General features: G+C 70.2%; 20 protein-coding genes. 11 read left to right on the top strand and 9 right to left on the bottom strand.

Annotated features, from left to right (window positions below; genetic code table 11):
* The first annotated feature begins 25 nt into the window (after window positions 1-25).
* The 3 genes from K228_RS0104490 to K228_RS0104500 are packed head-to-tail and all read left to right on the top strand — an operon-like array spanning window position 26 to window position 2,715.
* On the top strand, window positions 26-868 hold the full coding sequence (locus K228_RS0104490) for a CoA transferase subunit A (RefSeq protein ID WP_025617341.1): 843 nt from the start codon (window positions 26-28) through the stop codon (window positions 866-868).
* Window positions 865-1,596 (top strand): CoA-transferase subunit beta, encoded by a 732-nt coding sequence (locus tag K228_RS0104495; protein WP_025617342.1) that lies wholly within the window; start codon window positions 865-867, stop codon window positions 1,594-1,596. The genes K228_RS0104490 and K228_RS0104495 overlap by 4 nt, the downstream gene beginning before the upstream one ends.
* Window positions 1,597-1,653: 57 nt before the next feature.
* A complete protein-coding gene (locus tag K228_RS0104500) occupies window positions 1,654-2,715 on the top strand; it encodes an NAD(P)H-dependent flavin oxidoreductase (RefSeq protein WP_025617343.1) in 1,062 nt (353 codons plus the stop codon).
* Here the strand turns inward: K228_RS0104500 and K228_RS0104505 are convergent.
* Window positions 2,699-3,832 (bottom strand): acetyl-CoA C-acetyltransferase, encoded by a 1,134-nt coding sequence (locus K228_RS0104505; RefSeq protein WP_025617344.1) that lies wholly within the window; start codon window positions 3,830-3,832, stop codon window positions 2,699-2,701. The genes K228_RS0104500 and K228_RS0104505 overlap by 17 nt on opposite strands.
* 58 nt (window positions 3,833-3,890) lie before the next feature.
* On the opposite strand from K228_RS0104505, the gene K228_RS0104510 reads away from it, so the two are divergent.
* The 3 genes from K228_RS0104510 (at window position 3,891) to K228_RS0104520 (ending at window position 8,252) form a co-directional block, all read left to right on the top strand.
* Window positions 3,891-5,096 (top strand): acyl-CoA dehydrogenase family protein, encoded by a 1,206-nt coding sequence (locus K228_RS0104510; protein ID WP_025617345.1) that lies wholly within the window; start codon window positions 3,891-3,893, stop codon window positions 5,094-5,096.
* Window positions 5,093-6,232: an acyl-CoA dehydrogenase family protein gene (locus K228_RS0104515; RefSeq protein WP_025617346.1), complete on the top strand. Its 1,140-nt coding sequence runs from the start codon at window positions 5,093-5,095 to the stop codon at window positions 6,230-6,232. The genes K228_RS0104510 and K228_RS0104515 overlap by 4 nt, the downstream gene beginning before the upstream one ends.
* Before the next feature lie 388 nt (window positions 6,233-6,620).
* The gene (locus tag K228_RS0104520) at window positions 6,621-8,252 is read left to right on the top strand and encodes a GMC oxidoreductase (RefSeq protein ID WP_025617347.1); all 1,632 of its coding nucleotides are present in this window, start codon (window positions 6,621-6,623) and stop codon (window positions 8,250-8,252) included.
* Window positions 8,253-8,288: 36 nt separating this feature from the next.
* Here K228_RS0104520 and K228_RS0104525 read toward each other — a convergent pair whose 3' ends face one another.
* Entirely contained in the window at window positions 8,289-9,515 is a 1,227-nt protein-coding gene (locus tag K228_RS0104525; RefSeq protein WP_025617348.1) for a cytochrome P450, read from the bottom strand.
* Window positions 9,516-9,625: 110 nt separating this feature from the next.
* Here K228_RS0104525 and K228_RS0104530 point away from each other — a divergent pair, with 110 nt between their 5' ends.
* Window positions 9,626-10,789: a steroid 3-ketoacyl-CoA thiolase gene (locus K228_RS0104530; protein WP_025617349.1), complete on the top strand. Its 1,164-nt coding sequence runs from the start codon at window positions 9,626-9,628 to the stop codon at window positions 10,787-10,789.
* A gap of 41 nt (window positions 10,790-10,830) precedes the next feature.
* On the opposite strand, the gene K228_RS0104535 is transcribed toward K228_RS0104530, so the two are convergent.
* Together K228_RS0104535 and K228_RS0104540 are read right to left on the bottom strand one after the other, a co-directional pair.
* Entirely contained in the window at window positions 10,831-11,625 is a 795-nt protein-coding gene (locus K228_RS0104535) for an SDR family oxidoreductase (protein WP_025617350.1), read from the bottom strand.
* Window positions 11,622-12,782, bottom strand: coding sequence for an acyl-CoA dehydrogenase family protein (locus K228_RS0104540; protein ID WP_025617351.1), 1,161 nt, complete (start codon window positions 12,780-12,782; stop codon window positions 11,622-11,624). The genes K228_RS0104535 and K228_RS0104540 overlap by 4 nt, the downstream gene beginning before the upstream one ends.
* Window positions 12,783-12,930: 148 nt before the next feature.
* On the opposite strand from K228_RS0104540, the gene K228_RS0104545 reads away from it, so the two are divergent.
* The 4 genes from K228_RS0104545 to K228_RS0104560 are packed head-to-tail and all read left to right on the top strand — an operon-like array spanning window position 12,931 to window position 17,133.
* Window positions 12,931-13,776 (top strand): enoyl-CoA hydratase, encoded by an 846-nt coding sequence (locus tag K228_RS0104545; RefSeq protein ID WP_025617352.1) that lies wholly within the window; start codon window positions 12,931-12,933, stop codon window positions 13,774-13,776.
* Between the two features lie 14 nt (window positions 13,777-13,790).
* The gene (locus K228_RS0104550; RefSeq protein ID WP_029723356.1) at window positions 13,791-15,041 is read left to right on the top strand and encodes an acyl-CoA dehydrogenase family protein; all 1,251 of its coding nucleotides are present in this window, start codon (window positions 13,791-13,793) and stop codon (window positions 15,039-15,041) included.
* The gene (locus K228_RS0104555; RefSeq protein WP_025617354.1) at window positions 15,038-16,045 is read left to right on the top strand and encodes an acyl-CoA dehydrogenase family protein; all 1,008 of its coding nucleotides are present in this window, start codon (window positions 15,038-15,040) and stop codon (window positions 16,043-16,045) included. Before K228_RS0104550 ends, K228_RS0104555 begins: the two co-directional genes overlap by 4 nt.
* Complete coding sequence (locus tag K228_RS0104560; protein WP_025617355.1) at window positions 16,042-17,133, top strand: acyl-CoA dehydrogenase family protein; 1,092 nt, start codon at window positions 16,042-16,044, stop codon at window positions 17,131-17,133. Before K228_RS0104555 ends, K228_RS0104560 begins: the two co-directional genes overlap by 4 nt.
* On the opposite strand, the gene pip is transcribed toward K228_RS0104560, so the two are convergent.
* The 5 genes from pip to K228_RS0104585 all read right to left on the bottom strand — a co-directional run bounded on the left by pip (window position 17,124) and on the right by K228_RS0104585 (window position 23,029).
* Window positions 17,124-18,086: a prolyl aminopeptidase gene (pip, locus tag K228_RS0104565; protein ID WP_025617356.1), complete on the bottom strand. Its 963-nt coding sequence runs from the start codon at window positions 18,084-18,086 to the stop codon at window positions 17,124-17,126. The genes K228_RS0104560 and pip overlap by 10 nt on opposite strands.
* A gap of 69 nt (window positions 18,087-18,155) precedes the next feature.
* Entirely contained in the window at window positions 18,156-19,343 is a 1,188-nt protein-coding gene (locus K228_RS0104570) for a lipid-transfer protein (protein WP_025617357.1), read from the bottom strand.
* Window positions 19,340-19,729, bottom strand: a complete 390-nt coding sequence (locus K228_RS0104575; protein WP_025617358.1) for a hotdog family protein — start codon at window positions 19,727-19,729, stop codon at window positions 19,340-19,342. The genes K228_RS0104570 and K228_RS0104575 overlap by 4 nt, the downstream gene beginning before the upstream one ends.
* Entirely contained in the window at window positions 19,726-20,736 is a 1,011-nt protein-coding gene (locus K228_RS0104580; RefSeq protein ID WP_025617359.1) for a bifunctional MaoC family dehydratase N-terminal/OB-fold nucleic acid binding domain-containing protein, read from the bottom strand. The genes K228_RS0104575 and K228_RS0104580 overlap by 4 nt, the downstream gene beginning before the upstream one ends.
* A gap of 40 nt (window positions 20,737-20,776) precedes the next feature.
* On the bottom strand, window positions 20,777-23,029 hold the full coding sequence (locus tag K228_RS0104585) for an acyl-CoA dehydrogenase family protein (RefSeq protein ID WP_025617360.1): 2,253 nt from the start codon (window positions 23,027-23,029) through the stop codon (window positions 20,777-20,779).
* Window position 23,030: the final 1 nt, after the last annotated feature.

Genomic DNA, 23,030 nt, shown 5'->3' on the forward strand with positions numbered 1-23,030 from the left:
GACGAGGGAGGGTGGCCTGACCCCCATGGCCGACAAGGTGATCAGCATCGCGGAGGTAGTCGGCGAGTTGCGCTCCGGCATGACGATCGGCATCGGAGGTTGGGGGTCACGACGGAAGCCGATGGCCCTGGTCCGGGCCATCGCCCGGTCCGCCCTCACGGATCTCACCGTCGTCTCCTACGGCGGACCCGACGTCGGCCTGTTGGTGGCGGCGGGGCGGGTGCGACGAGTGGTGACCGGGTTCGTCTCCCTCGACAGCATCGCCCTCGAACCTCACTTTCGACAAGCCCGGCAGCTGGGTGCCGTCCAGCTGACCGAGCTGGACGAGGGAATGCTGCACTGGGGGCTGCTCGCCGCCGCACGGCGACTTCCCTACCTGCCGATCCGCGCCGGGCTGGGCTCCGACGTGCTGCGAGTGAACCCCGAACTCCATACGGTGCGGTCCCCCTACTCCGACGGGGAAGAGCTGGTGGCGATGCCGGCCCTCACCCTGGACGTGGCCTTCGTGCACCTGAACCGGGCCGACCGCCAGGGCAATGGACAGTACCTGGGTCCGGACCCGTACTTCGACGACCTCTTCTGCCTCGCCGCTGCCCGGAGCTTCATCTCCTGCGAGCGGTTGGTCGACCCGGCCGAGCTGCGCTCCGGCGGCCCAACGCAGAGCCTCCTGATCAGCCGAATGATGGTCAACGGCGTCATCGAAACCCCACACGGCGCGCACTTCACCAGCTGCGTGCCGGACTACGACCGCGACGAGGCGTTCCAGCGCGAGTACGCGGCGTCCGCTGCCAGCCCGCAGGCCTGGAGTCGATTCCGGGCTCGATACCTCGATGTAGATGAGGCCCACTATCAGCGAGCCGTGTCGTGACCGGGGCCAGCCGCGCCGAGGTCTGCATCGTCGCCTGCGCCGAGGCGTGGCGGGGCGACGGCGAGATCCTGGCCAGCGGCATGGGACTGATCCCCCGCCTGGGCGCCCAGTTGGCCCGCCGTACCTTCGCTCCCGACCTGGTGCTCAGCGACGGCGAGGCTGAGTTGGTCGGCGAGGACGGGGCCGAGGGGTGGCTGCCCTACCGCGCGGTGTTCGGCATTGTCGCCGCTGGTCGTCGTCACGTGATGATGGGTGCCAGCCAGCTGGACCGGTACGGCAACCAGAACATCTCCCGCATCGGCTCCTGGGCACAGCCCACCGTCCAGTTGCTCGGGGTACGTGGCGCCCCGGGGAACACCATCAACCATCCCACCAGCTACTGGGTGCCCCGCCACAGTCGGCGCGTCTTTGTGGACCGGGTCGACCTGGTCTGCGGCATCGGCTACGACCGGGCCGCCGCCCTCGGTCCCCCGGGCAACCGGTTCCACGAAGTCCGGATGGTGGTGACGGACAAGGCGGTCCTCGACTTCCAGGCACCGGATCGCGGGATGCGGTTGCGCTCGGTACACCCTGGCGTCAGCGTTGACGAGGTCGTGGCTGCGACCGGCTTCCCGTTACATCTGCCGGATCAACTGCCGGAGACCAGAACCCCCGGCGATTCTGAGCTGCGGCTCATCCGCGACCGACTGGACCCGGCCGGGCTGCGAGATCACGAGCTGGGTCGGTGAATCCCGCCGCTCCCCCGGAGGCCGTGCCCATCCGGTGCCGACAGCAGGGAGACAACCATGCACCCAGCACTGCGCACGAGGCTGACCGAGCTGGTCGGGGTCCGGTACCCCATCGTGCAGACCGGCATGGGCTATGTCTCCGGTGCTCGGTTGACCGCGGCGACGGCCCAGGCCGGCGGCCTCGGCATCATCGCCTCGGCCACGATGAGTCTCGACGAGTTGCGCTCCGCGATCCACCAGGTGCGTCGGTGTACCTCCGCGCCGTTCGGGGTCAACCTGCGCGCAGACGCGACGGACGTGCGGGAGCGGGTCGAGTTGGTCATCGCGGAGTCGGTCCGGGTCGTCTCGTTCGCGCTCGCGCCGCGCCGCGACCTCATCCGCCAGCTCCGCGACGCCGGGGTCATCACCATCCCGTCCGTCGGCGCCCTCCGGCACGCGGAGAAGGTGGCCGGCTGGGGGGCGGATGCCGTCCTGGTCCAGGGGGGCGAGGGTGGTGGGCACACGGGGGCGGTCCCCACCAGCCTGCTCCTCCCCCAGGTGGTGGACGCGGTCGACATTCCGGTGGTCGCGGCGGGCGGCTTCTTCGACGGCCGTGGCCTGGTCTCGGCCCTCGCCTATGGCGCGGCGGGAATCGCCATGGGCACCCGATTCCTGTTGACCAGTGACAGCCCGGTCGAGTCAGCGGTGAAGCAGACCTATCTCGACAGCGGCCCCACCGACACGGTGGTCACCACGCAGGTCGACGGCGTGCCGCACCGGGTCCTCCGGACCCGGTTCGTTGACCGGCTCGAACGATCGAGCCGGATCAGCACCCTGGCCAGCGCACTCGGGCGGGCCCGCGCGCTGCGCCGACACACCGCAGTGCCCTGGCTGACGTTGATTCGGGACGGCCTCTCCACCCGACGCAGCCGCGAACTCTCCTGGTCCCAGACGCTGATGGCCGCCAACACCCCGGTCCTCCTCCGGGCGGCGATGGTAGACGGCCGAGCCGACCTCGGAGTGATGTCTGCCGGGCAGGTGGTGGGACTCATCAACGACCTGCCCTCGTGCGCGGAGCTCATCGACCGGATCATGGCCGAGGCAGACGGCTGCCTCTCCCGGCTTACAACCGCTCAATGACGGTGACGTTCGCCTGGCCACCCCCCTCGCACATCGTCTGCAACCCATACCGACCGCCGGAGCGGTCCAGCTCGTGCAGCAGAGTGGTCATCAGCCGCGCGCCGGTCGCACCGAGCGGGTGCCCAAGGGCGATCGCCCCACCATTGACATTGACCCGATCCAGTTCCGCACCGGTTTCGCGCAGCCAGGCGAGCACCACGCTGGCGAACGCCTCGTTGATCTCGATCAGGTCGATCTGGTCGAGCGTCATCCCGGCCCGCCGCAAGGCGACCTCGGTGGCCCGAATCGGCGCGGTCAGCATCAGCACCGGATCGTCGCCCCGGGCGCTGAGATGGTGGACGCGGGCCCGGGGCGACAGCCCGTGCACCCGCAGTCCCCGCTCGGAGGCGACCAGCACGACGCTGGCCGCGTCAGCGAGTTGGCTGGCGAGAGCCGCGGTGGTCGTCCCGTCGGGACGGAGTGGGGCAAGGGCGGCCATCGCCGCCAGGGAGGTATCCGGTCGCGGGCACTCGTCGGCCGTGCAGCCAGCACAGGGCACAATCTCGGCGGCGAACCGTCCTGCCTCCCGGGCCCGGACCGCCCGCTCGTGGCTGAGCAACGCGTACTGTTCCATCTCGGGACGGGTGATTCCCCACCGGGCGGCGATAAGATCAGCGCTGCGAAACTGGGAGATCTCTTCCTCGCCATAGCGAGCCGCCCACCCGACGGAACCGGCGTACGGGCCGTGCGGGGCCATCGCACTCGCGATCGGCACCTGACTCATGCTCTGGACCCCACCGGCGACCACCAGGTCCGCCGTGCCGGCCAGGACGGCCTGGGCGGCGAAGTGCACCGCCTGTTGGGACGAACCACACTGTCGGTCGACGGTCACCCCGGGCACCTCCTCCGGCAGGCCAGCCGCCAGCCAAGCCGTCCGGGCTATGTCACCGGACTGGGGCCCGAGGGTGTCCACGCAGCCGAAGACGACGTCATCAACCGCGGCCGGATCCACCCCCACTCGGTCCAGTAGGGCCGCGATGACCTCACCGCCGAGGTCTGCCGGGTGCATCCCGGCCAGCCCACCACCGCGCCGCCCCACTGGGCTGCGCACCGCGTCGACAAGGTACGCCTCGCTCATTGTCGCCTCCTCCAGTATGCTAGAACACGTTCTAAATTTAGCCGAACGGGGCAGCGCCATGTACCTCACCTACTCGGTCGATCAGCAACAACTCCGTTCTCAACTGCGGGCGTACTTCGCTGAGCTGATGAGCCCGGAGGTCCGCGAGGCGCTCGCGATGACCGGCGGCGAATACGGCGACGGCACGGTCTATCGGGACGTTGTGCGGCGTCTGGGCCAGGATGGCTGGCTGACCCTCGGCTGGCCCCGGGAGTACGGCGGCAGCGACCGGTCCATGCTGGATCAACTCATCTTCACCGACGAGGCGGCGGTCGCGGGAGTACCAGTTCCGTTCCTGACCATCAACACGATCGGGCCGACGCTCATGCGCTTCGGGACCGAACGGCAACGGGCCGAATACCTGCCCCGGATCGCCGCCGGCGAGCTGCACTTCTCGATCGGCTACTCCGAGCCGGAGGCGGGCACCGACCTGGCCGCACTGCGCACCACCGCGGTCCGCGACGGTGACACCTACGTCATCAACGGCCAGAAGATGTGGACCAGTCTCATCCAGTACGCGGACTACGTCTGGCTGGCCTGCCGCACCGCACCAGAGGCGCCCCAGCACGAGGGCCTCTCCATCCTCATCGTGCCGACCGACGCGAGCGGCTTCTCGTGGACTCCGGTGCGTACCGTCGCGGGACCGACCACCAGCGCGACCTACTACACGGATGTCCGGGTACCCCACTCCGCACTGGTCGGCGCGGAGAATCAGGGCTGGCCGCTGATCACGAACCAGCTCAACCACGAACGGGTCGCGCTCACCTCGGCAGCCCCGATTCGACACGCGCTACGCGAGGTACGGGACTGGGCCCTCGCCACCACCCTGCCAAGCGGGCAGCGGGTCATCGACCAGGAGTGGGTCCAGCTACACCTGGCCCGAGTGCACGCCAAGGCCGAGTTCCTCAAGGTCTACAACTGGCGACTCGCCACCGAGTCCGCCACCGGCCTCGACCCGGCCGCCGCCTCGGCCACCAAGGTCTACGGCACCGAGTTCGCCATCGAGGCGTACCGGCTGCTCATGGAGGTGCTCGGCACGAACGCCTCGGTGCGGCAGGGGTCCCGCGGCGCCCTGCTGCGTGGGCGGGTGGAGCGGCTGCACCGCTCCGCCCTGATCCTCACCTTCGGCGGCGGCACGAACGAGGTGCAGCGGGACATCATCGCCACCGTCGGCCTGGGTCTGCCGGCGGCCCGCCGGCGCCGTCAACGGCAGGAGCAGCCATGAGATTCACCCCGGACGAGAGTCACCGCGACCTCACCCTGCTAACCCGGCAGATCCTTACCGACCGGATCACCGCCGACCGACTCCGGGACATCGAGGCGAAGGAGATCTGCCTGGACCGGCCACTCTGGCAGGAGCTTGCCACCGCGGGAGTGCTCGCCGCTGCGCTGCCCCGCCGGGCGGGAGGTGACGGGCTCGGCCTCCTGGCGCAGTGTGGCGTCCTGGTCGAGCTGGGTCGGAGCGTCGCCCCCGTGCCCTACCTGTCCAGCATCGTCACCGCGGCGGCCGGCCTGGCCACCTTCGGCGACGAGCGACAGCTCACGCGTTGGGTCACTCCAGCCCGGGAGGGGGCCATGGTCCTGACCGCCGCCCTCGCGGAGGGTACGGTTCGGGCCGAGCGCGGCGCCGGTCGTTGGGTGCTGACCGGCGCGAAGACGACCGTGCCGGCCGCACCGGAGGCGGATCTGGTGCTGGTCCCGGCCGAGGTTGACGGCACGATCGCGGTCTTCCTGGTCCGCTCCGACGACCCCGGGGTGAGCGTGGAGCCGCAGCAGGTGGCGGGGGGCGAGGGGGCCGGCTGGCTGGACCTGGACCAGGTGCCCCTTCCCGACGACCGACTGCTCAGCACCGTCGCGGACGGCAGGGCTATCACCGCCTGGCTCACCACCCGGGCCACCATCGGATCCTGCGCCACCCAACTTGGGGTGACCGAGCGGGCGCTGGAGTTGACCGCGGAGTACGTCCGCACCCGGATCCAGTTCGGTCGCCCGATCGGCACCTTCCAGGCGGTGGCGCAGCGACTCGCTGACGCCTACGTCGATGTCGAGGCGATCCGGCTCACGCTCTGGCAGGCGGCGTGGCGGCTCGCCGAAGGGCTACCCTGCCCAACCGAGGTGGCGACGGCCAAGTTCTGGGCCGCCGACGCCGGGCACCGGGTGGCGCACACCGCCGTCCACCTCCACGGTGGCGTAGGAATCGACCTTGACCACCACTTGCACCGCTACTTTCTCGCCGCGAAGCACCACGAGTTCCGGTTGGGCGGTGCCACCGCCCAACTTCGGGCGATCGGGGCCGCCCTCACCTCGACCGACCTGGGCGACCACGATGGCTCGGCCGATGAGTCACCCCCCACCGCCTGAACCCGCCGGCGCCGCGGGCGGCCCCAACCAACCGCCTCGTGGGTCTGACCCCGAGGCGTTGACGGCGCGGAGAACACACCATAGATTGACCTTTATGAATTTAAAGTGGGAGTTGGCCCGCGGGGCCTTCGACGCAGATCCGAGAGCCACTCCCCTCCGACCTGATTGGCGGCGACCGCCGCGACCGGATATCGGCCCACGGCGACGACCTCTGCGCGAACGGTAGGCCGCCAGCCACCGGCAACTCTGTCCCCGCCTGATGGCCAGTCTCGATCGACACACGAGCCAATCCACCGGGCGGGAGACCCGAGCCGAGGGCGGTCAACGCGGCCGGCGCCACCAGTGGGCATCGGAGCCCGATCACGACCAGCGATTGAAGGGGCCGAGCATGACAGGTACGAGCCTTTCCCGACGTGGCCTACTACGGGCCACCACGCTCGGCGCCGGCGCCGCCGTCGCCGGGGCCGCCTTGGGTCAACAGGCGGCCCAGGCGGGTGGTCCGGTACCCGCGTTGGCTGGAAAAACCGCCGTGGTCATTGGCAGTGGCTTCGGCGGGGCGGTCGCCGCCTACCGACTCGGCCAGGCCGGAGTGGCCACCACCGTGCTGGAGCGAGGCCGCCGCTGGGATGTGGACGGCTCCGGCACCACGTTCTGCAGCATCAATGATGCGGACTGGCGGTGTGGCTGGTTCCTGGACCGCCCGCCACTGGGCATCAACCTCGGCTCGAGGATCGAGAAACGTGCCGGGTTGATCGCCCGGCACGACGGAGATGGAATCTCGGTACTGAGCGGAACTGGAGTTGGCGGCGGCTCCCTCGCCATCGGGATGTTCCTACCGCAGCCGCGGCGCAACGAGTGGGAGCAGGTCTATCCGACCGAGGTCGGATTCGATGAGATGAACGATGTCTACTGGCCACGGGCCCGGCAACGCCTCGGTGCCACGCCGATCCCCGAGGATGTGCAGAGCACCGGCCCCTACCGGGGAGCCCGGGCCTGGCTCAACTACCTGTCGGAGTTCAAGCAGACCCCCCTCCCCATTCCGTTCGCCGTGGACTGGGACGTGATCCGCGCCGAACTCTCCGGTGACGTCGTGCCATGCCACACGATCGGTGAGGGCCCGTACGGCAGCAACTCCGGGGCGAAGAACAGCGTGGACCGCAACTACCTCGCCTGGGCCACTGCGACCGGCAACGTGACCACACTGGCCCTGCACGAGGTCACCGAAATCCATGAGGTGTCCGGCCAGGACAAGTTCGAGATCCGGTGCCGGCAGATCGACGAGCACGGCACGGTCCTCTCCACCAGGACCTTCGTCTGTGACTACCTGTTCATGGCGGCCGGCTCCGTCTACACCACCTCGCTGCTACTCACCTCCCGGGCCAAGGGCTGGCTCCCCCGCCTGGTCAACCAGGAGGTGGGCAAGGGCTGGGGCAACAACGGCGACTTCCTGGTAACCCGGATCAACCTACGAAAGGACGTCGGCTACGCCCAGGGCGGTCCGGGCAACGTCAAGTACATCGACGAGGACAACCCGTACGCGCCCACCTCGATGGCGTGGGAGGCGGCACCGGTCCCCCGTTGGATGCCGCGCACCACGGCGCACCTGGTAACCAGTATGGCTCCGGAACGAGGCGAGATTCGCTACGACCCGGAGACCGGGACCGGCAAGGTGCACTGGCCGTACGGGGCGCTGGAGACCACCTCCGAGAAGGCGGCGGTCGACCTGGTTACCCGGTTGTGGTGGGAGACCGAGGGTCGCAAGGGATATCTACTGCACGGTCTGCCGACCTACGCCCGGGGCGTCGGCACCGGGCTCGGCGCGGCGAACACCTGGCACCCGTTGGGCGGCATGGTCATGGGCAAGGCCACCGACTTCGGTGGTCGCTGCGTCGACTACCCCAACCTCTTCTGCATCGACGGGTCGATCCTGCCGGGTACGGCCTGCCTGGCCAACCCTTCCCTGACCATCACCGCGAACGCCGAACGCTGCATGGACCGGTTCCTCGCCGCGCACTCCTGACCCGCACGGGGGCCCGGCCGCAGGCCGGGCTCCCGGTCAGCGGTACCGCACCGGCATCTCTCGGATCCCGTTGATCCAGCCCGACCGCAGCCGCTGCGGTTCGGCCACCTTGCGGATGTCCGGCATATGGTCGGCGATCGAATTGAAGATCAGTTCGATCTCCAGGCGGGCGAGGTTCGCACCCAGACAGAAGTGCGCACCACTACCGCCAAACCCCAGGTGCGGATTGGGGCTACGGGTGATGTCGAACCGTTCCGGCTGCTCGAAGACCGACTCGTCGAAGTTGGCCGACCCGTAGAAGAGCGCTACCCGTTGGCCGGCGGAGATCGCCTGTCCGCCCAGGGTGGTGTCGACCAACGCGGTGCGTTGGAAGACATTCACCGGGGTCGCCCAGCGGATGATCTCCTCGACCGCGCTCCTGGGGCGCTCAGCCTTGAACAGTTCCCACTGATCTGGGTGGTCGAGGAAGGCCAACATGCCGTGGGTGATCGCGTTCCGGGTCGTCTCGTTGCCCGCAACCGCCAGGAGCATCACGAAGAAGCCGAACTCGTCAGTGGTCAGGTGCTCCCCGTCGATCTGCGCGTTGACCAGCTTGGTCACCAGATCGTCGCTCGGGTTGCGCTGTCGCTCGTCGGCCATCTCCATCGCGTATGCGAGCAGCTCGGCGGCGGCGGCCAATGGATCCACGCCGTACGCTGGATCGTCGTAGCCGATCAACTGGTTCGACCAGTCGAAGACCTTCCGACGGTGCTGCTGTGGCACCCCGATCAGCTCCGCGATCGCCTGCAACGGCAGTTCGCAGGCGACATCGGTGACGAAGTCACCCGTGCCATGCACGGTCGCGTCCCGCACGATGCGCTCGGCCCGCTCCGCCAGGGACCCGCGCAACGCGTTGATCGCCCTGGGGGTGAAGCCACGGGACACGATGGCCCGTAGCTTGGTGTGCTCCGGCGGGTCGACGTTGAGCATGATGACCCGCTGCATCTCGAGGTCCGCCTTGGTGGTGCCCGGCTGGAACCGGGCGATCGCGGTGTTCTCCCGGGTCGAGTAGGTATCGCTGTCCCGAGAGACCGCCATGACGTCGGCGTACCGGGTGACCACCCAGTAGCCGTCGTCGTCGAAGCCGGCCGAGCCCCTCGGTTGGACGTTCCACCAGACCGGGGCCGTCCGGCGCAGCTCGGCGAACTCCTCCCGCGGCACACGGCGCTCCAGGACGGCGGGGTCGGTGAAGTCAAATCCCACTGGAATACGCGGCTCAGTCATCGAACCTCCTACTGTAACCTGTTCTAATATTCAAACAGATCAAATGTTGTTTCGACAACGCAGCGTGAGCTCCGGCGCGGAGCACGTTCGCAATCCGAAGGGACGGTGCGATGGGCATTCCGGTGATCGTTGACGCGGTTCGCACACCGATCGGCAAACGCGGTGGCTGGCTGGCGGGGCTGCACGCCGCCGAGCTACTCGGCGCGGCACAACGCGCCCTCGTCGCCCATGCGGACCTTGACCCGGAGACGGTCGAGCAGGTCATCGGCGGGTGCGTCACCCAGGGCGGTGAGCAGTCCAACAACATCACCCGCACCGCCTGGCTACACGCCGGCCTGCCGTACCGGACGGGCTGCCTCACCATCGACGCCCAGTGTGGGTCATCCCAGCACGCCGCCCATCTGGTCGCCGGTCTGATCGCCGCCGACGCCATCGAGGTCGGCGTCGCCTGCGGTGTCGAGGCGATGAGCCGGGTACCGCTACGCGCGAATCTCGGCGTTGACGCCGGCACACCCCGGCCGGCCTCGTGGGAGATCGACCTACCCAACCAGTACGTCGCCGCCGAACGGATCGCCGTCCGGCGCGGACTGTCCCGCGCGGCGGTGGACGAGTTCGGCGTGCGCTCGCAGGCCAAGGCGGCTCGGGCCTGGACGCAGCGGCACTACGACCGCGAGGTCGTACCCGTGACCGCGCCGGTCCTCGACACCGAGGGGCAGCCGACTGGAGAAACCCGCACGGTGGAGCAGGACCAGGGCCTGCGGGACACCACCCTGGTGGCGCTGAACCGACTGCGGCCGGTGGTCGAGGGCGGGCTACACACCGCCGGCACCTCGTCACAGATCTCCGACGGCGCCGCGTCGGTACTACTGATGGAGGCTGATCGGGCTCGCGCGCTCGGTCTCCGCCCACGGGCCAGGATCGTCGCCCAGTGTCTGGTCGGTGCCGAGCCCTACTACCACCTGGACGGCCCCGTGCAGGCGACCGAACGCGTGCTGTCCCGCGCCGGCATGAAGATCGAGGATATCGATCGGTTCGAGGTCAACGAGGCGTTCGCCGCCGTCGTGCTGTCCTGGCTTTCGGTGCACCGAGCCGACCCGGAGAAGGTGAACGTCAACGGTGGCGCGATCGCCCTCGGGCATCCGGTGGGCAGCACCGGGGCCCGGCTGCTCACCACCGCCCTACACGAGTTGGAACGGACCGGCACCCGCACCGCATTGATCACGATGTGTGCCGGTGGCGCCATGTCCACCGCGACCATCATCGAGCGCCTCTGACCGCTGGTGCCGTGACGGCCCACCATTGGCCGCCACGGCACTCAGGGGTGCTGACTACTGACCGACACCACCTCACCGGTGAGATAGGAGGCGTAGTCGCTGGCGAGGAAGGCCATGACGGCCGCGACCTCCCAGGGCTGCGCCGCCCGGCCGAAGGCCTCCTGGCCGGTGAGCTCGGCGAGCAGGTCCGCACTGGTCACCTTCGACAGGTTGGGGTGCATGGCGAGGCTGGGCGCCACGGCGTTGACGCGGATGCCGTAGGGTGCCGCGTCCAGCGCCGCGCACCGAGTGAACGCCATCACCCCCGCCTTGGCAGCCGCATAGTGCGCCTGACCGGCCTGGGCCCGCCAGCCCAGCACCGAAGCATTGTTGACCACCACGCCACCCTGGCCCTGCGCCAGCATCTGCCGAACCGCTGCCCGCGTACAGCGAAAGGTGCCGGTCAGAGTCACGTCCAGCACCCGCGACCACTCGTCGTCGGCCATCTCCATGACCGACGCGGTGCCGCCGAGCCCAGCGTTGTTGATCATTACGTCCAGCCGTCCAAAGTCAGCCACGGCGGCGTTGACCAGCGCCTCGACTTCCTGCTCGTCGGTCACGTCGCACGGCAACGACCGAACCCGGCCCGGGTAGTCAGCCGAGAGCCGTTCGTAGCTCTCGGCAAGCCGCCGCAGATGCCGGTCGCTGATCACGACCAGCGCGCCCTCGTCCAGACAGCGCTCCACCACGGCCGCCCCGATGCCGGATCCCGCCGCCGCGGTTACCACCACCACCTTCTCCGCGAGCAGCTCCCGACCGGCCGGGCGGAGCGGCGGCGTCAGATTCGGGGGCCTCATCCGCGGGCCTGCCGCGGCAGGCCGAGAACCCGCTCGGCGATGATGCCCCGCTGGATCTCGTCCGACCCGCCGTAGATCGTGTCCGCGCGACCGAACAGGAAGAGGCGCTGCCAGTCGTCCAGTTCGTAGGAGGCATCCTGGGCAACCGTTCCGGCCGCGCCGCGCACCTGCATCGCCAACTCGCCGAGCTGCTGATGCCACCGCGACCAGAGCAGCTTCACCGCGGACGCACCCTGCCCCGGGCCCGGCTGGTCAGCCTCGGCCATCGTCCGTAGGGTGTGCGCGCGCAGCGCCCAGAGCCCGACAGCGGCGCGGACAAGCCGGTCGCGCAGCTGTGGCTCACCGGCGACGCCGGTCTGCCGGGCGAGCGCCACCAGCCGGTCCAGCTCCCGCTGGAACCCGACCTGCTGGCCGAGCGTCGCCGCGCCTCGCTCGAACGCGAGAGTGCCCATCGCCACCCGCCACCCCTGGCCGACCTCGCCGACAACCATGTCCCGCGAGGTGCGCGCGCCGTCGAAGAAGACCTCGTTGAACTCCGAGGTACCGGTCAGCTGGCGGATGGGCCGCACCGTAATGCCCGGTTGCTGCATCGGCACGAGCAGATAGGAGAGCCCCGCCTGGCGCGGCCCGTCCCCGGCGGGCTCGGTCCGGGCCAGGAGGAAGCACCAGTGCGCCACATGTGCCAGCGAGGTCCACACCTTCTGCCCATCGATCACCCACTCGTCACCGACGAGTCGGGCTCGGGTCGCCACGGCGGCGAGATCAGACCCCGCTCCCGGCTCGGAGTACCCCTGGCACCAGAGCTGCTCGACAGCCCGAATCCCGGGCAGGAAGCGGCGGCGCTGCTCCGGCGTGCCGTAGGCGATCAACGTCGGGCCGAGCAGCTCCTCACCCAGGTAGCCGACCCGCCCCGGAGCGCCGGCACGGGCGTACTCCTCGTGGAAGGCGACCTGTTGGGCAAGCGTCGCGCCCTGACCGCCGTGCTCGACCGGCCAGCCGAGACAGGTCCAGCCGGCGGCGGCCAGCCGGCGGTTGAAAGCCAGTCGTTCGCGGTATGCCTCGTGCTCCCGGCCTGGTCCACCCGCCCCCCGCAGCTCGGCGCTGACATTCTCCGCCAGCCAGGCGCGCACCGCCCGCCGGAACTCGTCGTCGTGCACTGGTGTCACCTCCCGAAGCGCGCGTAGGCTCACCCTACCAAGCACTTGCTTGCGCGAGGAGGTGTCGATGGAACACCGAGCAGGAAGCCACGCCACACAACCGGACCGACAAGCCACTCGAGCAGGTGCTTCGGCAGGAGGCAACACAGTGACAGAGGACGAGTTGGTACGACTCGAACGCCGGGGTGCAACCGCGGTGATCACGATGAACCGGCCCCGCTACCGGAACGCCCAGAACTCGGCGATGACCTACGCCCTCGACTCCGCTTTCACCGAGGCCGTGAATGACGACTCGGTCGCGGTCATCGTGCTCGCCGGTGCCGGTGAGCACTTCTCCGCGGGTCACGACATCGGCTCACCCGGCCGAGACGTCGAGAAGAGCTTCGAGCGCCGGGCAGTGCTCTGGTGGGACCATGTCGGCCGGTCCGGCGCCGATCAACGGTACGCCCGGGAGATGGAGGTCTACCTTGGCATGTGCCGGCGCTGGCGGGAGCTTCCGAAACCGACCATCGCGATGGTGCAGGGGGCCTGCCTGGCCGGCGGGCTCATGCTCGCCTGGGTCTGCGACCTGATCATCGCGGCCGAGGACGCGTACTTCGCCGACCCCGTGGTCCGGATGGGTATCCCCGGCGTGGAGTACTTCGCCCATCCGTGGACGTTGGGCCCCCGCTTCGCCAAGGAGATCCTCTTCACCGGGGACCGGTTCGATGCTCGGCGCGCGTACCAGGTCGGCATGGTCAACCGGGTCGTCCCCCGCGCGGAGCTACACTCCCACACCCTCGGTCTCGCGCAGCGCATCGCCGAGATGCCCCGCTTTGGACTGGCCCTGACCAAACGGGCCGTCAACCAGGCGGAGGACCTGATGGGAATGCGCTCGGCGATGGACGCCGCCTTCGGTCTGCACCACCTCGCGCACGCGCACAACGCGGAGGTGGCCGGCGACCCGCTGGCCGGGATGGACGCCACGAGAATGAAGGCGAGGTCCGGCTCGTGAGACCGGCCGGCACGATGAACCTCGACCTCGATGACGAGACCCACGCGTTCCGGGCGGAGGTCCGCTCGTGGCTGGCCACAAACGTGCCCGCCACGCCGTTGCCGCCCGTTGACACCCCCGAGGGTGACCTGGCCCACCGAGCGTGGGAACGGCAGCTCGCCACGGCCGGGCTGTCGGTGGTGTCCTGGCCCACCGCCTACGGTGGACGCGACGTCTCACCCCTACAGTGGCTCATTTTCGAGGAGGAGTACCACCGCGCCCGGGCTCCGGTCAGGATCAACCAGAACGGCCTCTTCCTCCTGGCCCCAACCCTGTTCGCCCACGGCACGGCCGAGCAGCGTGCTCGCCTGCTCCCGCGGATGGCGCGGGCCGACGACGTCTGGGCGCAGGCCTGGTCGGAGCCGGAGGCCGGCAGCGATCTGGCCGGAATCCGCTCCCGTGCGGTCCGCACCGACGGCGGGTGGCTCCTGTCCGGGCAGAAGACCTGGAGCACCCGGGCGGCACAGGCCGACCGCGCGTTCGGGCTCTTCCGCACCGGAGTGGACCGCCACCGCGGCCTGACGTACCTGATGTTCGACCTCCGCGTCGAGGGCGTCACGGTCCGGCCGATCCAACAGGTCGGCGGTGCGACCGGCTTCGCCGAGATCTTCCTCGACCAGGTGTTCGTGCCCGACGCCGACGTGCTCGGCGCGGTAGACCAGGGTTGGACCGTCGCGATGAGCACCGCGAGCCACGAGCGCGGACTGTCGCTGCGTAGTCCAGGTCGCTTCACCGCCGCCGCCGGGCGGCTCGTGCGGCTGTGGTGTCGGGCCGGTGCACACGCCGACCCGGCGCTGTCCGACCGCGTCGTTGACGGCTGGGTCGCCGCCCGGGCGTACCAGCTGCACAGCTACGGCACGGCCACCCGGGAGGCCACCGACCGGCCACCCGAGCCTCCGCCACCGCCCGGCCGAGCCGATCGACCAACGCGGACCGGTCCGACGATGTTGTCGGGTGGTGGCCACGCCACCAGCATGACCAAGGTCTTCTGGTCCGAACTGGACGTCGCTCTGCACGAGGTGGCGCTCGACCTGCTCGGACCGGACGCCGAAACGGGTGGTCTCCGGACGGGTACGGCCGGCTGGGCAGGCGATGACGGCGGTACGGACGCCTGGCTGGACGGCTACCTGTTCTCCCTGGCGGGTCCGATCTACGCCGGCACCAACGAGATCCAGCGCACGGTGATCGCCGAACGGGTACTCGGCCTGCCCCGGGATCGACGATGAGGCTGACCCCCTCCGCGGAGCAGGAGCAGTTCGCCGCCGCCCTCCACGCGATGTTGACCGAGGCCGACATTCCCACCGTCGCCCGCCGGTGGGCCGCCGACGACCCGGCTCCCGGGCAGGTGGTCTGGCGCCGGCTGGCAGAGCTCGGCGTAGCCGGTCTGGCGGTACCGGAACGGTGGGGCGGCCTGGCCGCACACCCGGCGGACGTCGTCATCGCGTGCGAAGAGCTCGGGCACCACGCCCTGCCCGGTCCGGTCGCCGAGTCCATCGCCGCCCTGCCCATGTTGCTCACGACGCTCGGCGACGACGCGCTCTGCGAGACCTGGCTACCCCGACTCGCCAGCGGCGAGGTGATCGGAACGCTCGCCGTGGCGCCGCACGTGCCGTACGCGACGGACGCCGATGTCGTGTCCCTGGTGCTCCGGGCCGATGAGCGGACGCTGCGCCTCGGGGTGCCGGGGCCGCGACTGCGCTCGGTGGACGACACCCGACGATTGGTCGAGGTGGCCGACGGAGCGCTGCTGGTGACCGGCCCGACCGTCGGCCCGGCGGTCGCCCACGCCCTCGACGCCGGCGCGCTGGCCTGCGCGGCACAGCTTCTCGGAGCAGGCCACGCGCTGCTCGAGACGACCCTCCGGTACGCCGGTCAGCGCACCCAGTTCGGCCAGCCGATCGGGCAGTTCCAGGCGGTCAAGCACCTGCTCGCCGACGTGGCGATCGGCCTCGAGTTCGCCCGGCCGCTGCTCTACGCCGCCGCCGTCGCCCTCGCCGACCACCCGGCCATGGCTGCCCGCGACATCTCCGCCGCGAAGGTGGCGTGCGCCGACGCCGCCCAGCGGGCCGCCCGCACGGCCCTACAGGTGCACGGGGCGATCGGGTACGCCCGGGAGTCCGGCCTCGACTTGTGGCTGACCAGAATCTGGGCGCTGGCTCGGACCTGGGGCACCCAGTCCTGGCACCGCGATCGGATCAGGACCGCACTAGCTGCTGGAGATCTGACATGACGGCGGAGCAGCAAGCCCTTCGGATGAGCGTCCGCGGTGTGCTGTCCCGGCACACCGGCGACCGGTCCATCGCCGAGCTGACCGAGTCGACGGCGGGAGATGACGCCGAGCTCTGGCAGGTGCTGTGTGGCCAGATCGGAGTAGCGGGACTCGCCGTACCCGAACGGTTCGGTGGGCTCGGCGCCGGCCTGGGCGAGGCCCACGTGGTGTTGGACGAGTTGGGCCGCACCCTCACCCCCACGCCGATGCTCGGCTGCGCGGTCCTCGCCAGCCAGGCCCTGCTGCACAGCGGGGACGAGGCGGCCTGCCGCCGGATCCTGCCCGACCTGGTCAGCGGGGAACGGCTGGCCGCGCTGGCCTGGACCGACCAGCACGGTGCCTGGAATCCACACCGACCCGCATTCGCGGCGACGGGGGGCGACCGGCTCACCGGCGAGGCGCACTACGTGCTCGACGGACACCAGTCCGACGTGCTGCTGGTCGCCGCGAGCACCCCCGCGGGGGTCCGCCTCTTCGAGGTGGATCCGGGCGCCGTCGGCGTCCGACGGCGCCCGGTCACCACCGTGGACCTGACCCGCCGGTTGGGGGTGGTCGTGCTCGACGGGGCACCGGGTCGTCAGCTGGGCGAGGTGAACCCGCTGGAGCGGGTCCGGGACATCGCCTGCGTCGCGCTCAGCGCCGAGCAGGTCGGGGCGGCCACTCGGGCGGTGGAGCTGACCGTGGCGCACGCGCTGACCCGGGTGCAGTTCGGCCGGCCGATCGGTGCCTTCCAGGCGATCGCGCACCGGTTGGCCGACCTACACGTCACGGTGGAGAGCGCTCGCTCCCTGTCGTACGCCGCGGTGTCGGGCCTCGACTCCGACGCGCCCGACGCCCACCTGCTCGCCGCCGGGGCCGCGGTCCACTGCGCCGAGGCGCTGGAACAGGCCGCCGCGCAGATGATCCAGCTACACGGAGGCATCGGCATCACCTGGGAGCACAACGCCCACCGCTACTTCAAGCGGGCCCACGGCGCAGCTCATCTCTTCGGGCACCCGCGGGCACATCTCGCCCGCCTCGCCGAGGCGGTCATCGGCACTCAGCGGTAGGAGGCGCCGAAACGGTCCAAGGCGGTGATGACCGCGTCCCCGATGCCATGTCCGGCGCCATGACCGGCCTCGTCGATCAGCTCCAGCCGCGCCGTGGGCCAGGCCTTGGACAATCGCCACGGAACGTCCGCCGGGCTGCCCAGATCGAGCCTGCCGTGAACCAGCACGCCGGGAATTCCGGCGAGCCGGTGTGCACCCGCCATCAACTCGCCATCGGCGAACCAACCGTCGTGGGCCCAGTAGTGGGTGACAAGGCGGGCGAAGGTCATCCGGAACACCGGGTCCTCGAACCGGGGGTCGGGTTCGCTGCCGGGCAGGTTCGAGACGAGTGCGTCCTCCCAGGCGCACCAGGCGCGTGCGGCTCGGTCCCGCACCGTCTCGTCCGGGTCGGCCAACAGCCGGGCGTAGGCGGCGGGCAGGTTGCCGTCGCGTTCGGCGGCCGGTACCGCATCCCGGAACCTGTCCCACTGTTCGGGGAAGATCCGTCCGAGGTCGCGGGTGATCCACCGATGTTCGGCCGGGGTACTGGTGACGACGCTGAACAACACCATCTCGGTGACCCGGTCGGAGTGCCGCTGGGCATAGCCGAGGCTCAGCGCGCTACCCCACGATCCGCCGAGCAGTAGCCACCGGTCGATATTCAGGTGTGTCCGCAGCTTCTCGATGTCAGCCAGCAGGTGCGGCATGGTGTTGGTCGACAGGTCGGTTCGCACGTCGCCCGCGTCCGGGGTGCTGCGCCCGCACCCCCGCTGGTCAAACAGGACTATCCGGTAGATGATCGGATCGAAGAGTCGCCGCCAACCGGCGCTGGCGCCAGAACCGGGGCCACCATGCAACACCAGGGCCGGCTTGCCGAGTGGATTGCCGCAGCTCTCCCAGTAAACGAGATGACCGTCCCCGACGTCGAGCAAGCCGTCAGCGTAGGGTTCGATCTCGGGATACAAACGCGTCATCCGGGTGATCCAACCAGTGGGGTGCTGACCTCACGCTCCGGGCCCGACTGGGCCGGAGCCGGAGGTTGCTCAGGGCACGACTCTGCCGCGGCCCGGGAGCGCGAGCAGCAGGCCACTGGTGGGTACGCCGGTGCCGGCGGTCACCAGCACCGGGCCCGCCCCGGCGACCTGGTTGACCGAGCTTCCCCGGACCTGCCGGACCGCCTCCACGATCCCGTTCATCCCATGGATGTAGGCCTCCCCGAGCTGCCCACCGTGCGGGTTGACCGGGAGCCGGCCACCCAGTTCGATCGCGCCGTCGGCGATGAAGTGCCGTGCCTCCCCCGGTGGGCAGAACCCCAACTCCTCCAACTGCATCAGGACGTACGGGGTGAAGTGGTCGTACAGCATCGCGACCCGCACATCGTCGGGGACCAGACCGGACTGCTCCCAGAGTTGCCGCCCGACCACGCCGAGCTCCGGTAGCCCGGTCAGGTTGTCGCGGTAGTAGCTGGTCATGATGTACTGGTCCGCCCCGCTACCCTGCGCGGCAGCGGCAATCACCGCGGGGGTCTGCCGCAGGTCGGCGGCGTGCTCGACGCCGGCCACCACCACGGCGACCGCTCCGTCGCTCTCCTGGCAGCAGTCCAGCAGCCGAAGCGGCTCGGCGATCCACCGGGACGCCTGGTGGTCGACGAGGGTGATCGGTCGGCCAAAGAACCAGGCTCGGGGGTTGGTCGCGGCATGCCGGCGAGCAGCCACCGCCACCCGACCGAAGTCCTCCCCGGTGGCCCCGAAGACGTGCTGGTAGCGGCGGGCGGCCATGGCCACGGTAGCGGCCGGGGTGCCCAGCCCCATCGGGTAGTGCCAGCCATTGTCGACGCCGGAGCTGGTCGATGCGCTCGAGACGTCCCGGGACACCCGACCGAAGCGGCGGCCGGAGCGCTCGTTGAGCGCGCGGTAGCACACCACGACCCGCGCCATCCCGGCGCTGATCGCCAGGGCCGCCTGCTGCACCGTGGCACAGGCCGCGCCGCCGCCGTAACCGACCTGGCTGAAAAAGCGCAACTCCCCCGCACCGATTTCCCGGGCCAGGGCGATCTCGGCGGTGCTGTCCATGGTGAAGGTCACCACGCCGTCGACATCGGTCGGCGCCAGCCCGGCGTCGGCGAGTGCGGCGCGGACCGACTCCACCGCCAGTTGGAGCTCGCTGCGACCGGAGTCCTTGGAGAACTCCGTCTCGCCGATACCGACGATCGCCGCTCTTCCCGAGATCACGGAATCCTCCCGACCTCAACCTGTCCGGTGACGTGATCGCCCCCGGCAACACGTCCCACCACGGCCACCACACACCCGGTTGGCGACACCTGCGCCACCTGACCGGTCAGGACGAGGGTGTCGTACGCGTAGCACGGCGCCCCGAGCCGGATAGCGACACTGCGCACCATCGCCATCGCTCCGGCCCAATCAGTCACGTACCGCTGCACCAGTCCGGTCGTGGTCAAGATGTTGAGGAAGATGTCCTTCGAGCCCCGCCGAACGGCCTGGTCCCGATCATGGTGCACATCCTGGAAGTCCCGGGTGGCGACAGCGGTGCTGATCACAAAGGTGGGGGTGACCGGGATCCGCAGTTCCGGCAGGACGACGCCGACCGCCACGTTCATGACAGCAACCGCCACGCGGGCAGGGTCAGCTCGGCGTCCACCCGTACGAAGTCGACCTGGACCGCGGCTCCGATCCGCACCTGCGCCGGGTCTACTCCGAGCACCTCGCCCACCATCCGTACCCCTTCGGTCAACTCCACCAACGCCACCACGATCGGCAACCGCCGCCCCGGCACCGGCGGGTGGTGGTGCACCACGAAGCTGAAGACCTCACCCGTACCGCGGGCGACCAGGTGGTCCTTGCGGTCAGCGCCGCACTGTCGGCAGACCGGCCCCGGCGGATGTCGCAGCTGACCACAACCCCCGCACCGCTGAATGCGCAGCTCGCCGGCGGCGGTGCCGGTCCAGAAGAAAGCGGTGTCCCGGGTGACGACCGGCCGCAGCACGTCGGACGCCGGATCCGGATCCCGATCGGACGCCGCCGAGGCTGGCCCGGACACCGGAGCCGAGACCCGTTCGGACGTCGCCGCCGAGGCCGGCCCGGACACCGGAGCGGAGGCCCGCTCGGATGTTGGAGGAGCCGCTGCGGAGCCCGACGGCCGGAACTTGAGCACCCGAAAGGTCATCGACGCCACAGCCTCCGCGCCGACGTACCAGGTGCTGTCGGTAGTGACAAACCAGCCCTCGCCGAGCGCTGTTCGTTTTGGTCCGCTCACGTCGACCAGCCGGCTGCGCACCTCGACCCGCTCGCCGTCGCGCAGATACCGGTGGTACGTCTGCTCGCAGTTCGTCGCCACCACCGAGGTGAACCCGGCCTGATCGAGTACCGCGGACATGGCTGACAGTGGATCGGCGGGCTCCACCGCCGGGTGCAGGCCGCGCATCGTCCATACCTGCGTCATCGCTGGTGGTGCCAGACCGTCCTGCTCGTAGCGGGGATTGCGGTCGCCGATCGCCTCCAGCCAGTTCCGGATCATCGGTAGATTGACCGGGTCGCGCGCCGGCCGGGCTGGCCCCGCACCGGCAGCCCGGATCCGCTCCGCGGCGGCGTTGATGGTGCTCTCCATCGGTCCTCCCTTCTCCAGCGGCGACTGGGGTGATCCGCATTCAGCCCACGGTTGCCCGGGGCAGGCCGAGGACCCGTTCGGCCACCAGGGAGAGCAGGATCTGGGTGGTTCCGCCGGCGATACTGAGGCATCGGGTGAGGAGGAAGTGGTGGATCGGCTCCACACTTGCGCCGTCGGCCGCGGCACCGTCCGGACCGCAGAGCGTCAGCGCCGTCTCGGCCACCGCCTGTCGATGGCTGACCCCAATCAACTTGGCCACCGCCGACTCCGGCCCATTTCGGTCAGCACCGAGCTGGCGTAGCGTGGCCCGGCATTCCACCAGGGAGACAGCGAGACCGTCCGCGATGTGGCCGCCAAGACGTTCCCGCATCCCCGGCTCGCTGGCGACTCCACCGGCCCCAACCATCCCGACCAGTCGGTCCACGTCGGCTCCGAATCCGGGGCCACGCCCCATGGCGACCCGCTCATAGGAGAGCGTCGCCCGGGCCAGCCGCCAGCCCGCTCCGGGTTCGCCCACCACATCCTCGTCGGGGACGAAGACGTCGTCCAGGAAGACCTCGTTGAAGACCGACCGCCCGGTGATCTCGCGCAACGGGCGAATCTCGATGCCCGGGCTGCGCATGTCGACCAGGAAGTAGGTCAGACCGCGATGCTTGCTCGCCGTGGGGTCGGTGCGGGCCAGACAGATCGCCCAGTCCGCCTCGGCCGCCAGCGATGTCCAGACCTTCTGGCCGGACAACCGCCAACCGCCCGGCACCCGGTTCGCCCGGGTGCGCAGCGAGGCCAGGTCCGAACCGGCCTCCGGCTCGCTGAAGAGCTGACACCAGGTGATCTCGCCACGCAGGGACGGCCCGGCGAACCGGTCCCGCTGGGCGGCACTGCCGTAGTGCAGAATCGTGGGGACGGCCCAGCCGCCGATCGCCAGGTCCGGGCGGACGATGCCGGCCTGGTCAAGCTCCTCGTCCAGCAGCAGCTGCTGGGCGGGTGAGGCGTCGATGCCGTACGGTGCGGGCCAGTGTGGTGCGAGGTAGCCCACGGCCGCCAACCGGGTACGGCGCTCGGCGTCGGGAAGCTGCGCGATCGCCTGGAGCTGGGCTCGTACCGTCAACCGATCCGCCGAGTCGGCGTCGGTCTGGGCTCCGGACGAGGGCTGCGTTGCCGCTTCCGTTGCGGCCCGGAACTCGTCGCCAACCGCCCATACATGCCGACGCGCCCCGGCCAACGTCAGCTCCGCGCAACGCTGCCGCCATCGGGCACCACCGCCGAGTAGCTGCCGTAGAGCGAGTGCCCGACGCAGGTAGAGGTGGGCGTCGTGCTCCCAGGTGAACCCGATCCCCCCGAGAACCTGAATACAGTCTTTGGCGTTGTCCACCGCCGCGTCCAGGGCGATCGCGGCGGCGGTGGCAGCGGCCAGGGGGAGCTCCTCCGCCGCCTGGTCGTAGGCGCGGGCCGCGTCCCAGGCCACCGCGTTGGCGCGCTCCGCCCGGCAGAGCATCCCGGCGCAGAGGTGCCCGACCGCCTGGAACGACCCGATCGCCTGATCGAACTGGCGCCGCACCTTCGCATGCTCGGTGGCGGTGCGCAGGCACCACGAGGCCACCGCTGCCGCCTCGACCGCGGCCAGCAGCGCCGCGCAGTCGCGGAGTCGGTCCGGCCCGGGTGTGGGCAGGAGTTGGTCGGGCTCGACGCGCACTCCCGCCAACCGCACGTCGGCCAGGGGCCGGGAGAAGTCCACCGGGGTACGCGCGGTGAGGTGGACCCCCTCATGCTCCGGATCGAGCACGAACGACAATGTTTCGGTTTCGGTGCTGGCGGTCAACATCAGGTGGGTGCTGCTCCCCGCACCGAGTACGGCGTTGACCTGCCCGGTCACCCGGTACGCTCCCCCGGCGACCGGCACGGCCGTCAACGCTCCTGGAGCGAGCGCCACCCCGACCGAGACCTTGCCGGCCGCGAGGTCCGGCAGCAGGCCTTTCGCGACGGGCGTCGGCCCGGTGGACGCGAGTGTCAGTGCCGCGAGCAGGGTGGGCATGACCAGGCCGGGAACCAGGGCGACGGTGAGCTGTTCCAACACGGCGGCCAGCTCGCCGACGCGGCCACCGTCACCACCGAGCTGCTCCGGCACGGCCAGGGCGAAGCAGCCAAGGCCGACGAGGCCGGCCCAGTGCCGATCGGCCGCTGCGGACGGCCCGTTCTCCAGCGCGCGTACGGTGGCCAGGATGTCGGCCCCGACAGCCCACTGCCGGACCGCGTCCTGGAGCGCCAACTGGTCGGTGGTCATCGCGATCGGCATC

It is taken from the genome of Salinispora cortesiana (assembly GCF_000484695.1).
Classification (GTDB): Bacteria; Actinomycetota; Actinomycetes; order Mycobacteriales; family Micromonosporaceae; genus Micromonospora; species Micromonospora cortesiana.